Consider the following 11,431-nt stretch of genomic DNA (forward strand, 5'->3'; position numbering starts at 1 on the left):
TCAGGCTGCTTTAAGCAAAGGCAGCGAAATCAGCGCATGGGCCATCAGTGGCCCGTCCGGGTTTCCGGATTCCAGCGCCTTGTTGGCAAGCTCGAAAGCATCCGAGAGAGTCGCCTTGTCGCCCGCTTGGTTGGCGGCAGCAATTCGCAGCATGAAAGCTGTCGCAGCTGGAGACATACCGGCCGATTGCTTTCCAAGCTGATCGAGTGAAACCAGCGCGGACTGGACCGTGTAAATGTCACCACCAGGAATTGGCGGCAGGTTCTCCAGTCGACGCACTTCGTTTCGGCACATCCAGCCATTTTGCAGCGCAGTGTTGTACCAGGCGCCACGGCCGGCGCTATCAGCACGGAGCAGACCCTCAACGGCGAACTCAGCGAAATACTCGTCAGCATCTGCGTCGCCGATCAGGCAGCGAGTGATCTCCTGCTCGATATTCACCAGCAAAGGCCGGAGGCTGTTGGTCAGGAAGTGCAGGTTCTGCGCCTCAACCGAGCTTGCCCAACTGGACTGCTTGTCCATATGCCCAACCATGAACGGCGGAACACGGAACCAGCGGCACATCTCCTCGATATTGAACGATCGAGACTCCAGCATCTGCGCCGCTTCAGGGTTCATTGTGATGCCCTGATACTTGAAGCCCGCTTCCGCGACCATGATCTTGCCGGCGTTCTTCGAACCCATGAACGCATTGAGACTCGTCCGGAGCTGCTCTCGCTGCTGCGGAGTGATTTTGGCGTCACTGCTGAGGATGCCGGAAGCCTGCATGCCCTGGGCAAACACCTTCGCGGCTGCCTCCTCAACTGCCATCGCCGATCCGAAAATCTCGCGGCCGGTTGTAACTGGCAACATCCCACAGACACCATCCAGACCGAAGCCGCGGATGTGCATGAGGTTCTTCTCAGGAATATCCCGTTCGTTACCGTTCTCGGTGTAGGTATATTTCAGCCGACCGGTATCCAGGCGCTTCACACTCATGCACTGCGGTAGCAGCGGCACCAGCGCGATGATCCGGCTGCCGATCATTTTCTTTTCGACGAAGGCATTGCCGCGAAGGCAGATGCTCGCCACGACCAGCAGCATGAAACGCTGAGGCGTCATCTCCGAATTCGGCACCCGACACAAAACCCGATACAACTGGTGATCCTTCGCCGGCGTGCGAGAGCCGTCAGGCATACGCTGGTAAAGCTTGAGCGGTAGCGTGGATACAGATTCGGATAGCAACCGCACGCAGGCCCAAACGGTGGACAGCTGCATGGCTTTATCTACCGACACATGCTTGCCCGCCGCCGATGTCCCGAACCACTCCTCCCAGAACGAGCCATCCTTCAGCCCAACCGAGACGCCGAGCCAGTTCTGCAGCGCAGCCTTCACCCGGCCTGGTTTTTTGTTGGCCATCAGATTCCTACCATGATCGGGTTATCGAAAAAGCCCTGCAGGTCGCCAGCGCCTTCGGGGTTCAGGGCCATCAGAGAGACGGCATCAAATGTGGACATGAGCGGGTCGATTTTTGCCGAGCCGCTGGCCTGCTTAGTGATCGTGATGGCGTTGCCCTGGGGGACAATCCGCGCATTGCTTACGCACCAACTCATCAGCGCACTTCCGCAATGAACCAGCTCACCGCCAGCAACCTTGCGTTCTGTAGTTTTGATTGCGCCGTTCAGCCTCCAGCCCTGGGAGATAGCGACGATTTGCTCCATCACGATGCCGCGCTCTTCCGTGGTGAGTTCGTCGACAATGTCTCCGATACCCGCAGCGTCCACACCAATCGCGAGCTTTTCTGGTAGCAGCCCTCGATCGCGGATGTCGCAAATGATGTCCGCTACGGCTTGGACGTCGTCGCCTGGGCGATCGACGATTGTGAGATCTCCGTCACGCTCAAAGTCGTAAAGGACGCTCGCAATATCCTTGCGGCGCTCGAAAACAATCTTGTGAGCCCAGGCGTGAGACCAGTGAAGCCAGCGCCGCGTAACGGGCTCGCGCCCGAGCACTGTCAAGCCAAGCAGGTCATCCAGCCCGCCGCCATCAATGCCCACCGTCACGACCTCTGCCCCTGCAAGCAGTGCCTCCAGTGTCATTCCTTGCTCTGCGGCGTTTTCCCAGTGGTCAGCGCCGGCCCAGCGATCAGATCTTAGGTCGAGACCGATTTCGACGTTCAAATGTTTGGCAAGAAAGCCGCGAACCGCTCCTTCGCCCTCCTCCCTGGCCTCTTGATACTTCTGTTCGATTACCTGCTGATCAACCGACAACCCCCAGTTCGGATTGGTGACATGGGCATTTGCCAGGTCTCGGTGTTCGTTGCGCTTGATCATCCCTTGAGGGAATTCGTAAATGACCGGCAGAAACCGTTGATCCTTGACCTTGCCATCACGGACTTTCCGGGCGTAATCAAGCTTTGCTTTGAACACGCCGGCAGGCGGCTCGTCGGACTGCGTAGTGCAATAGAAGACGAAGCCTTCAGGCCGTGAAGCCAGACCACCAGTGGCCTCTACAAGCATCTTGGCCGACTTAGCCTGCTTGCCGAACTCCCAAAGTTCGTCGATAAACACCCCGGTGGCCTTCTTGCCGGTTACCGTCGCAGAGTCAGCGGCGACAACTTTCAAATTCGCTTTGTTCAGGCGATCGGTAACGATCCGGCTGTATTCCTGAACGTGGAACCTAGCCTGTAGCTCTTCGTCGGCGTCGATCATGTCCCGGATAGGCTTGAAGGCGTTGTCGGCAGCCTCTTTAGTGGGGGCCAGAATCAGAAACTCGCCAGATGGCCGGGTGTTCAAGATCAGCGCCGTCAGCATGATCCCTGCGGCAATGGTGCTTTTCCCGTTCTTCTTGCTCACCATCAGAAAATAATTGGTGATCAGCCGGCGACCGGTCTCGGCATCGTATGCACCGAACAGTGCAGCCACCAAGTCGAGAACCCAGTCTCTGCAGGTATCGGCCATCAGCGGGCTGCCGTCGGCATCGACCATCCGAAGGTTACCGAACACATCAAGCGCGTCCTCCGCCTGATCGGGAAAGATCGGCGCCAGTGGAACCAACGATTGACCTTGCGCGATTCGCTCTTCCCAGTCAGGGCAGGCGGTAGTCCAAGCGTTCATTTCACGGCCTTCAGGTGGCGCTCGCGCAGACCGAATCGGGTGCTAGCCCCTACCTTTTCCGCATCCTCGAGCTTCTGCTCTTTTTTGCCCATGCCGGACTTCTTGCCGTGAAAATACGGGAGCGCCGACTGAGCCGCGTTGCGCCGGTCGAACATTTTGGCGTTGGGTTCATTCATCAATGCCAGCAGCCAAACAAGTGGATCGTCTGTGTGCGGCATCTCGGTCAATTCATCGGATTCATCATCAAGCGATGGAGAAGAATCCGAGGGCGTGGTTTTCTCGGCAGCTTTAACATCTTTTCGGGCTTTTAACTTCTTAAGCGCGGCGACCACATCAGGATCTTTGGCAAGTCTTGAACCGGCGGCTGATGCGCTGGCGGCCGCGTAACCTGCGGCCTCCGCCGCTTCTCGGTTCGAGGCGCCAGCGGCCTTTGACTCGACAAAACGGCGCTTTTTGTCTGTTAACGCCATTAACAAATCCCTTTAAAAGAGGAAAAAAATTCACGCGTGCGATGGAGGGTGGTCTTAGAGCAAAAAGGTGTGGACTCTTGCCCCACCCCTCCCCCGTCGCGCTCAGGGGACTGACGTGCCACAACCCTCCGAAGCACGTCAATCGCGTGCCTCATTTCTCCGGGCGACCTCCTCGGCCTTCTTCACGATGTCGTGGCAGGGTTGGCACAGCGTCTGCCAGTTGCTACGTGCCCAAAACAATGCCTGGTCACCGCGATGCTCGACGATGTGGTCAACGATGGTGCCTGCCGTCACTAGCCCGTTGCGTTCGCAGTAGACGCAGAGGGGGTGCTGCTCCAGCCAGCCAACCCGAGCCTTCTGCCACTTGTAGCCGTAGCCACGTTGAGCCGCTGTTTGCTTGCCTGCCCGCCATGAGTCGGGGTTGATGTTGGCGAGGCGTGAAGGTTGAGTCTGCAGCCCAGATTTGAGCGAGGTCAGCTTGGCCATCATCCACCACCGTTGATTGGCGTGCCGTCCATGTAGGTCAGCGGCTCGGCGTCATCGTCATCGTCATCGTCATCAACCTGCTCGTCACTCATTGACTGAATCAGGGCTGTCAGCAGTTCGTTGGTCTTCATCTGCTCTTGGAGCTGTTGCTTGAAGATCGACAGGAACTCCTGCTCCCAACCGGCTATCACTTTCATCTGCTCGGGACTGATCAGCACTTGGGCCGAGAATTCGTTGCGCTCGCTCATAGGCCACCTTGCTCCACTTCTTGATCCATTCGCGGCGATCTGCACATCCTGAGCAACTCATACTGGATCACCCTGTACGACAAGGTCGCGCCCGTTGACGGTGAACATCACGGTCACTTGCACTGGGCCGCCGCGCTCGCTGTTCATGCTGGTGCTAACCTGGCACGGCAGGATAGTGCCGTCCTCTGTGTGCAGGCCGAACGGGCGATGGTCTTCAATCTGTTCAGCAGGACGATGATCGCCGAGCTGTCGGATCAGGCGCGGATCATCTCCAACCCGCTTGAGTATCAACTTCATCACCAACCTCCTGCCATCTTGACGCCTACCGCTACACCGGTGATGAACACCAGCACCACCAACAGCGAACCAATACCTGGAACCAGTGAATCGCTGTGGATGCGCATCGGCGGTGGTGACGGTGGCGCCGTTCTTCCGCGCCACTCCGTCTTTGGCGGTGGAGGGATGTCGCCGCAGCTACCCATCAGCTGAATGGATCTGCAGGCTTGGCGATCGAGCGTACGAACCACATGAAGCCCTGCTGGAGATTGGTCTTAGCCAAGGCCAGCAGGCGCGGGTCAACGCCTTCAATCTGACCGATCTGCTTGAACAGTTCGCCAGCGTCGGCTTCCAGAGCCTTGATCGAATTCATGCCATCGATTTCGGACTGGGTTAGGTCGCGGTAGCCGGTGATCTTCTTGTGCTGATTGTCCATGCCGCTCTCCTCGTCGCGTGTCGCGACACAATTTGAGTTATGTGAAAACGTGTCGCGGCTCAATCCATTCGAAGAATGCGAGCCACGTTGCCCCTAGCGCGGTAGACCAGCACCAGCAGGACAACCAACACCATCAGCAGGAACGGCGACACCGCCGACGCTGGCTTGGCTGTCAGCGTTGCCAGGGTGATCTGGAGCGACTCGCACCCCGTGCCAACTGCCAGCAGATACGCCAACCATGAGACGCCAGCGCGGTACCGGGCACCCTCGCGGCGGTAGACGGCAATGCGCAGGCAGATCGCGCCACACAGCGCGCCTGCAATCAAAGTCCATGGATCAACCATTGGGACGTCCTCCGATACGATCGGCGAACCATTGCAGCCAACCGGGCATTTTGCCGCCGCTCACCCATTCCAGCAGGCTGATGCAGACGGCCACGCAGAACAGGGCGCCGAAGAAGGCGACAAGCCCTGATGTCTTGGCCCACTCTCGGCCGATGATCTCGCTGGCCACGTAGTAGCCGGCAACCCATGAGGCGATGAAATAGCCAAGCCTCGACAGCGGGGTAAGGTCTCGGGCGAACACCACGAAGAACATGGCACCGGCAAAGCCACCTACCACCGCATTCACATCCACTCCGGGAATCAGGCTTGCAGTGGTGACTCCCACAACAGCCGTCGCCGCCAGTACGCCGGCACTCGGTTCGGCCATTGGTTTGCTCCTGATTTGATTGTTATCCCGTCCTGGGATCAGTTGGCGCATGGCCGGCGAAAGCGGTTCGATTCGAGGATGTCCAGGCGGAGATCAATCGATGCGAGGCGGCGGTCGAGGAGCATGCTTGCACCGTCCGAGTTGCCTTTCTCGCCGATCCGCTCAAGGTTGAGCTGGTCGAGATCCTTGCGAAGCGCGTCCACCCTGTCTTTGAGCTCGCCGAATTTGCCGCGAGGGTGAATCTTGCCGATCTTTTCAGCCAGCTCCTTGCCCAGCTCGGCGTCATTGAGAGTCTGCGAAAACGCCGACAGAACAGCCTCGGAGGATCGACGCTTGATCTCCAGCGCAAACCGATCAGCACTGACCAGGAACTGCGATGGAAAACCGAGGCCGATACCGGCCGCGACATATTTTCCGTCGGCGGTGACCTGCATCTTCACCGACCAATTACTGGCGATCTTGGCGCGGGCGATCGCGCCGTCCTTGATGAACGCCTCGTTCAGGTAGGTCGTACCATCGACCACGACGAAAGGCTTCGCTGGCTGATCAGCAGTGCCATGCTTAGGCTCTGGTGCGTTGAGGTTGCCAATCCGGCAACGGATAACGCCATCTTGGGTGATGGTGGTGACCCCGCCTTCGAACTTGATTTGGGTGCCAGCGCTCTTCGCTTTCTCAAGGCGATCGGCCAACTCCTCTGCAGTTTCGAGGCGCGAGTAGCTGAGGAACAGACGCGGGCTGAACGAGTCATCGCCGTAGCTGGCATCGAACTCTTCAAACTCCGCAGCGTGCCGGTATTCCTCCGGCACCTTTTGCAGTTCGGCCTCCATGAACTGGACCAGGTTGGCGGCATTCTTGGGCAGGTCGTACTTGCTGTAGCTGGCGACCTCGACCGACACAATCTGGCGCTCTGGCAATCCGCCAACCGAACCCAGCGTGCAAGTGTTGATTTCGAAGTCGCCGGTCTTCGGGTCGAGCTTCCAGCCGGAGACACCCGGCACGTAGTTTTGGCTCTGCATTACCGTGCTCCAGAAACGGAAAAGGCCCGCCGATATGGCGAGCCCGAAAATAGGTTCGATGTCTTTCCATCAGTCCAGCAGCGCCACCCCGCAAGCACAATCGAGGACTAGGGTGCGTTGGCAGCCGGTGTTCTTCTGTAACGCGTGACAAACCGGCGATACCGCGTCCAGGCCCCGCCCGAAGGCCCACCCTGGCTATGGCTTAACGCCCACATCAAATTTTTGGCATAAAAAAACCCGACGCAATGGCCGGGCTTTTCTTTGTTTGGTTGTCATCCTGTGATGCACCAAACCGCAGGTTCGAAATCTACGCGGTCACTTGGCCACAGTCAAGCAACAAGTTGATGCAGTAGGCCGAGTTCTTCCAACAGCACTTCAACGGACATATGGGCTGCGCTCACCTGGTCATCAAGCCAGCGCTTGGTGATTGACCTCCATCGCCGCAGTGTCCGATCGGGCGTTCCGTCAGAGTCCCAGCTGTGCAAGACATAGAACGATGCGGGAAGCCCATTGCGGCGCTCAGGAACCATCCATGCCATGACGCACTTGGTCTTGAACAACTGATGGGCGGGACTGACCACCCGCGGCGTGAGGTACGCCGCAGCAGCCCTCACCTCGTTCTGGTTGATCGAGTACTTCCCAACCAATGCCTGCCACTGGACTTCCGGCAAGGCGCGCTTGAGGCTTGCCCGAGTCATTGAGTCTTGAGTCAACCGCTCCTCGGGCGACAGGTCATCGCTCACTGATTGCCCGGGTAACTCATCGTCGAAGCTCGCCTTGTAGTGACGCTGCCAGGACGCCTTCTTCGTGCCGTCGTGTATCTCGATCGACATGACTCGGCTGATGCAATGCGCTGCATCGCGGTATACGGTCATCAGGCAGCCCTCCGGATTCGACGTGGCGGTGGATTGTCATCCAAGCCGAGGATATTGCGCAGTAGCTTGTCGGCCGATTTGCTTTTAACGTTCCCCTCCGCAACCCAGCGCTTGCAGTAGTCACCGAACTCGATGTTTACCCGGGTGGCGTGCCAACTGGCGACCATATCGAGAAGGCAGGCCAAAGCCGCAGCGCCCCCAACCCTCTCCTGTGCCAAGCCGTCCCCGGCGATTTTCAAAAACTTCCGCTCATGTTCGAGCAGACTCTTGCGCGGCAGCGCCGCCGTTACGTTGGTCATAGCGAGGCGCTCCGAACTTTCAAGTATTCGCTGGGATTGATGTTGTTGCGCGCTTGGGCGGAGACAGCGAAGCTCCACGTCCGATACGCGTCCGCCGGAGAACTGCCGATACCCACCCAAGGCTTGTCCTTGACAAAGCACCAGTAGGTGGACTGACGGCCGATGATCGTTACCTTCGGAAGGCGTCCGGTGAACCCGATCCTGTGCTGATCCAGCCAACCCTCGACGGCCGGCCAAATGATCGCTTGCTCGGCTTTGGCGAACACCCCCTTTCCACCGGTGCTGTAAACCTCAGCGAGCCCATAGTCTTGGTTCGCCACCCACAGAATGAAACCGGTAGGTACGTGCCCGATTTCGTACCCCTTCATCTTCCAAACCCAGTCTTCCGGAAAGTCCCGGATCGAGGCGGCAATACGCTCGGCTTCCGGATATTTCGGCGCCCGGACAAGCACCGCACCTTTCGGGAGCACGCATGCCTTTCCCGGTTGCAGCAATTGCGTTTTTGAAACCTCGCAGTTGGTTGCTTCGTCAATGGCCGTGCGCGCTGTCTCCCGCCGGCGTTGCAGCGAACTGGTGAGATTTTCAAATCTAAAGCCGGTCAATCGCCGGAACATCTGTTTCAGCTCGATCATGCCTTTTTTCCCCTGTACTGACTGGCGAACGAGCGGCCCATTTCGACCTCCTCATTGCTCGGCTCACGGTTGCCGGCGAAGTTGACGAATCGGGCGTACTGGCCCTGCTGCTGAACGAGACATGAACCGACCGGCGCGTGCCTGCACTTGGGCATGATCAGCTCCGTGACGCCGTTCTGGCCCTCCTCCGAGTCGTTGTCGCGGTGGACGAGGATGATGCAGTGAGCGTCCGCCTCGATCTGTCCAGAGTCGCGCAGGTCGGAGGCGATCGGCTTTTTGCCCGGGCGGTTCGTTGAGTTGCGGTTCAATTGCGCCAGCAGGATCACCGGTACCTCCAACTCCTTGGCGATGTTCACGATGCCGGTCGAGATCTTTCCGAGCTCCGAGGTGCGGTTGAACGACTTACCATCGGAGCCGATCAGGCCGATGTAATCGATCACCACCACGTCGAGCCCATGTGCGCGCTGCACCTGGCGGGCAATGCTGCGGATTCTTGCCACGGTCAAACCGGACTTGTCGCAAACGAACAGCGGCACGTCGACAATCCTGCTCACCGCCGAAGTCAGCCGCGGCCAGTCATCGTCCTGCAACTGTCCATCATCGAGTTTTCGCAGATCGATACTGCCGATTGAAGCCAGCGTACGATTGCCCAGTTCCTCCTCCGGCATTTCCAACGAGAACACCATGCCGACTCCGGCACCGCTGCACGCGACGTGCTGGGCTATCTGCAGCCCAAGAGTAGTTTTGCCGCTCCCCGGCAGACCGGCCACGATGGTGACGGTCTTTTTCCGCAGACCACGGATCAATTTGTCCAGATCCACCAGCCCGGTCGACAAGCCAGATTGCAGCGTGCCGTTGAACTTGGAGTCGATGATGTCGATGTTGCGCGTCACCACCTCGTCCATGCGCTTGTAGTCCGGCTCTCCGGTTTGCAGGTCGCGCAAATCCGCCATTGCCTGTTGGGCGCTGGCAATGATCTCCGCGGCTGGACGGTTCTCAGTGGCAAGTTCGCGCACCGCATCCGCTGCATCCACCAGACGGCGCAGCACGGCGCGCTCTGTGACAACCTTGGCATAGGCCTTCCAATTGGCGGTGCTGGGCGTGTTGCGCGCCAGCTCACCGGCGTAGGCCAATGTGCGGGTACCGCTCGGTAGGTACTCGGCGAAGTCGTGCAGTGTTACCGGGTCAACCGGGCTTCCAGCTGCATGACAGCCAATCATCGTCTGGAAGAGCGCGGCATTCTCCGGATCGTGAAAGTCTGCCGCCGAAACGTGACTGGTGATGGCGTCGAACAGCTCGCCATCCAGCAGCATCGCCCCCAGCAATGCGTGTTCAGCCTCATCGCTGAACAGTTCGCGATATTCACTCATGCTGTGGCCCTCATCGAAGACCAACTGAAGCCGACTGCTTGACCACCGTTCTGGCGCAGGCGATCGAGCGCGCGGTCGCCGATGAATTGGCCGAGAGCGTTGGCAGGCAGGTTGGACACCACCACAGTGGGGAGCACCAACTGATACCGTCGATCAATGACTTCATGCAGCAAGCCGAGTTCGTATTCACTCCCCTTCTGCGCGCCGATCTCGTCGATCACCAGCAGATCCAGGCTCGCCAATTCGGTGATCACGTCGCGCTCGGTGTACTCCGCACCCCGCACCATCGCGCCCTTGGCTATACGAATGATCTCTGCGGCCGAGACGATCAACGCCGCTGCGCTGAACTTGCGAATGACCTGCTGAACCATCCCACTGGCCAGATGCGTTTTCCCGGTACCGACGTTGCCGGAGAGGATCAACGAGCGGCCGGCGCGATAGTTCTCTTCGAACTGATCAACGTACGACTGACAGGTCGACAAGGCGCGAACCTTTTCCAGCTCCGCGCCAGTGGTGAAGTTACCCAGCGTGCACTCCGCAAACCGCGGCGTGATGCCCGACCCGATTAGCAGCTCGTTTAGCGTCGTCGCTTTACGGTGGGCCAGAGCCTCGGTGTGAGCTTCGCTGCGTTTGTCGGCAGTGTTCATCGCCTCCCACTGGCACCGGCGGCAAGTGCGCACCAGATACGAACCGTCGAACTGCTCAACCTCAGCGCCGTCGACCGTGCCATGCACCAGGCACTGCGCCTCGAAGAACCGAACATCCGGCACGCGGCTGAAGTTAGAAATTGGTTTGGCCATGTGGCATCTCCGGATAAGCGTTTGGTTCGTGTTGCGGCAAGTTAGTGAACGTCGAAGTCCTCCCAGTCGCCGGCGCGAGCTCGTCATGCCAGCGCTCGCCGTTGAGCCAGGTCGAGGCCATCGGCACGTATTGCCCGTCGTCCTTCGTCCAATCTCGGGAAATACGGTGACTGCCCAATGCGGTCATAAGGGTTTGCCGTAGCTCGGCGCTTGGCTTGAGCTTGTCCCAGGCCTTACGAGCGCTCGCCTTGGCTTTTTTGTTCGGGTACAGCTTCCAAAACACTTCAAAGGCCTCAGCCATTTTCACTTCCGATGTGCACAAGGTTTTAGGCTCTTTGACTGGTTCAGAAGAGTGACTGGTTCTGGTGCTTTCTGGGCCTACACCCCCTGTAGGCTGTGTGCCTACACCTGTGCTTTTTGGGCCTACAGGGGTGCTTTTTTGGCCTACAGCCCAAAGGTTCAGGAAATACAGATTGGTTGAGTTGCCTTTCGGGCCTTCCCGGTTCTCGATACGCAGCAGCCCTTGAGCCTCAAGCTGCTTGATGTGCTTGCGCACCGTGCTCCGGTCGATCTCGCACTGGTCGGCGATGTGCTGGTAGGACGGCCAGCACTCCCCGATATCGCTGGCGTTGTCGGCCAGTTTGACCAGCACCAGCTTGCGTAACGGATTGCCAACCTTCGTCTTCATAGCCTTGACCATCAGATCCATGCTCATCG

General features: G+C 58.7%; 16 protein-coding genes. All 16 read right to left on the reverse strand.

Features of this window, described 5'->3' with window-relative positions:
* Entirely contained in the window at nt 1-1,398 is a 1,398-nt protein-coding gene (locus QMX93_RS04010) for a phage portal protein (protein WP_282352877.1), read from the reverse strand.
* Complete coding sequence (locus tag QMX93_RS04015) at nt 1,398-3,095, reverse strand: terminase large subunit (RefSeq protein ID WP_282352879.1); 1,698 nt, start codon at nt 3,093-3,095, stop codon at nt 1,398-1,400. The genes QMX93_RS04010 and QMX93_RS04015 overlap by 1 nt, the downstream gene beginning before the upstream one ends.
* Nucleotides 3,092-3,565 carry a terminase small subunit gene (locus tag QMX93_RS04020; protein WP_282352880.1) on the reverse strand — a complete coding sequence of 158 codons (474 nt, stop codon included), beginning with the start codon at nt 3,563-3,565 and terminating at the stop codon, nt 3,092-3,094. The genes QMX93_RS04015 and QMX93_RS04020 overlap by 4 nt, the downstream gene beginning before the upstream one ends.
* 138 nt (nt 3,566-3,703) lie before the next feature.
* The gene (locus tag QMX93_RS04025) at nt 3,704-4,051 is read right to left on the reverse strand and encodes an HNH endonuclease signature motif containing protein (RefSeq protein WP_282352882.1); all 348 of its coding nucleotides are present in this window, start codon (nt 4,049-4,051) and stop codon (nt 3,704-3,706) included.
* Nucleotides 4,051-4,299, reverse strand: coding sequence for a hypothetical protein (locus tag QMX93_RS04030; protein ID WP_282352884.1), 249 nt, complete (start codon nt 4,297-4,299; stop codon nt 4,051-4,053). Before QMX93_RS04030 ends, QMX93_RS04025 begins: the two co-directional genes overlap by 1 nt.
* A gap of 57 nt (nt 4,300-4,356) precedes the next feature.
* Nucleotides 4,357-4,596 carry a hypothetical protein gene (locus QMX93_RS04035; protein ID WP_282352886.1) on the reverse strand — a complete coding sequence of 80 codons (240 nt, stop codon included), beginning with the start codon at nt 4,594-4,596 and terminating at the stop codon, nt 4,357-4,359.
* Between the two features lie 184 nt (nt 4,597-4,780).
* Nucleotides 4,781-5,011 carry a hypothetical protein gene (locus tag QMX93_RS04040; protein ID WP_004573849.1) on the reverse strand — a complete coding sequence of 77 codons (231 nt, stop codon included), beginning with the start codon at nt 5,009-5,011 and terminating at the stop codon, nt 4,781-4,783.
* 59 nt (nt 5,012-5,070) lie between these two features.
* Nucleotides 5,071-5,355, reverse strand: coding sequence for a phage holin family protein (locus QMX93_RS04045; RefSeq protein ID WP_282352888.1), 285 nt, complete (start codon nt 5,353-5,355; stop codon nt 5,071-5,073).
* Complete coding sequence (locus QMX93_RS04050; RefSeq protein WP_115146270.1) at nt 5,348-5,722, reverse strand: putative holin; 375 nt, start codon at nt 5,720-5,722, stop codon at nt 5,348-5,350. The genes QMX93_RS04045 and QMX93_RS04050 overlap by 8 nt, the downstream gene beginning before the upstream one ends.
* 38 nt (nt 5,723-5,760) lie before the next feature.
* A complete protein-coding gene (locus QMX93_RS04055) occupies nt 5,761-6,738 on the reverse strand; it encodes a DUF1983 domain-containing protein (protein ID WP_282352896.1) in 978 nt (325 codons plus the stop codon).
* Between the two features lie 329 nt (nt 6,739-7,067).
* A complete protein-coding gene (locus QMX93_RS04060; RefSeq protein WP_282352897.1) occupies nt 7,068-7,613 on the reverse strand; it encodes a hypothetical protein in 546 nt (181 codons plus the stop codon).
* Complete coding sequence (locus QMX93_RS04065) at nt 7,613-7,912, reverse strand: hypothetical protein (protein ID WP_282352899.1); 300 nt, start codon at nt 7,910-7,912, stop codon at nt 7,613-7,615. The genes QMX93_RS04060 and QMX93_RS04065 overlap by 1 nt, the downstream gene beginning before the upstream one ends.
* Nucleotides 7,909-8,544, reverse strand: coding sequence for a hypothetical protein (locus QMX93_RS04070; RefSeq protein ID WP_282352901.1), 636 nt, complete (start codon nt 8,542-8,544; stop codon nt 7,909-7,911). The genes QMX93_RS04065 and QMX93_RS04070 overlap by 4 nt, the downstream gene beginning before the upstream one ends.
* Nucleotides 8,541-9,914 (reverse strand): DnaB-like helicase C-terminal domain-containing protein, encoded by a 1,374-nt coding sequence (locus QMX93_RS04075; RefSeq protein WP_282352903.1) that lies wholly within the window; start codon nt 9,912-9,914, stop codon nt 8,541-8,543. The genes QMX93_RS04070 and QMX93_RS04075 overlap by 4 nt, the downstream gene beginning before the upstream one ends.
* Nucleotides 9,911-10,714: an ATP-binding protein gene (locus tag QMX93_RS04080; RefSeq protein WP_282352905.1), complete on the reverse strand. Its 804-nt coding sequence runs from the start codon at nt 10,712-10,714 to the stop codon at nt 9,911-9,913. Before QMX93_RS04080 ends, QMX93_RS04075 begins: the two co-directional genes overlap by 4 nt.
* Nucleotides 10,695-11,429 (reverse strand): helix-turn-helix domain-containing protein, encoded by a 735-nt coding sequence (locus QMX93_RS04085; protein WP_282352907.1) that lies wholly within the window; start codon nt 11,427-11,429, stop codon nt 10,695-10,697. The genes QMX93_RS04080 and QMX93_RS04085 overlap by 20 nt, the downstream gene beginning before the upstream one ends.
* Between the last annotated feature and the right edge of the window lie 2 nt (nt 11,430-11,431).

The sequence above is a fragment of the Pseudomonas sp. PS01303 genome (assembly GCF_029959385.1).
GTDB classification, from domain to species: Bacteria; Pseudomonadota; Gammaproteobacteria; order Pseudomonadales; family Pseudomonadaceae; genus Aquipseudomonas; species Aquipseudomonas rustica.

What these genes read in the sequence shown, in the direction of transcription:
- QMX93_RS04010 (WP_282352877.1), bottom strand. Translation starts at nt 1,398, where the DNA reads ATGGCCAACAAAAAACCAGGCCGGGTGAAGGCTGCGCTGCAGAACTGG.
- QMX93_RS04045 (WP_282352888.1), bottom strand. Translation starts at nt 5,355, where the DNA reads ATGGTTGATCCATGGACTTTGATTGCAGGCGCGCTGTGTGGCGCGATC.
- QMX93_RS04065 (WP_282352899.1), bottom strand. Translation starts at nt 7,912, where the DNA reads ATGACCAACGTAACGGCGGCGCTGCCGCGCAAGAGTCTGCTCGAACAT.
- QMX93_RS04050 (WP_115146270.1), bottom strand. Translation starts at nt 5,722, where the DNA reads ATGGCCGAACCGAGTGCCGGCGTACTGGCGGCGACGGCTGTTGTGGGA.
- QMX93_RS04020 (WP_282352880.1), bottom strand. Translation starts at nt 3,565, where the DNA reads ATGGCGTTAACAGACAAAAAGCGCCGTTTTGTCGAGTCAAAGGCCGCT.
- QMX93_RS04055 (WP_282352896.1), bottom strand. Translation starts at nt 6,738, where the DNA reads ATGCAGAGCCAAAACTACGTGCCGGGTGTCTCCGGCTGGAAGCTCGAC.
- QMX93_RS04085 (WP_282352907.1), bottom strand. Translation starts at nt 11,429, where the DNA reads ATGAGCATGGATCTGATGGTCAAGGCTATGAAGACGAAGGTTGGCAAT.
- QMX93_RS04035 (WP_282352886.1), bottom strand. Translation starts at nt 4,596, where the DNA reads ATGAAGTTGATACTCAAGCGGGTTGGAGATGATCCGCGCCTGATCCGA.
- QMX93_RS04015 (WP_282352879.1), bottom strand. Translation starts at nt 3,095, where the DNA reads ATGAACGCTTGGACTACCGCCTGCCCTGACTGGGAAGAGCGAATCGCG.
- QMX93_RS04060 (WP_282352897.1), bottom strand. Translation starts at nt 7,613, where the DNA reads ATGACCGTATACCGCGATGCAGCGCATTGCATCAGCCGAGTCATGTCG.
- QMX93_RS04070 (WP_282352901.1), bottom strand. Translation starts at nt 8,544, where the DNA reads ATGATCGAGCTGAAACAGATGTTCCGGCGATTGACCGGCTTTAGATTT.
- QMX93_RS04040 (WP_004573849.1), bottom strand. Translation starts at nt 5,011, where the DNA reads ATGGACAATCAGCACAAGAAGATCACCGGCTACCGCGACCTAACCCAG.
- QMX93_RS04025 (WP_282352882.1), bottom strand. Translation starts at nt 4,051, where the DNA reads ATGGCCAAGCTGACCTCGCTCAAATCTGGGCTGCAGACTCAACCTTCA.
- QMX93_RS04075 (WP_282352903.1), bottom strand. Translation starts at nt 9,914, where the DNA reads ATGAGTGAATATCGCGAACTGTTCAGCGATGAGGCTGAACACGCATTG.
- QMX93_RS04080 (WP_282352905.1), bottom strand. Translation starts at nt 10,714, where the DNA reads ATGGCCAAACCAATTTCTAACTTCAGCCGCGTGCCGGATGTTCGGTTC.
- QMX93_RS04030 (WP_282352884.1), bottom strand. Translation starts at nt 4,299, where the DNA reads ATGAGCGAGCGCAACGAATTCTCGGCCCAAGTGCTGATCAGTCCCGAG.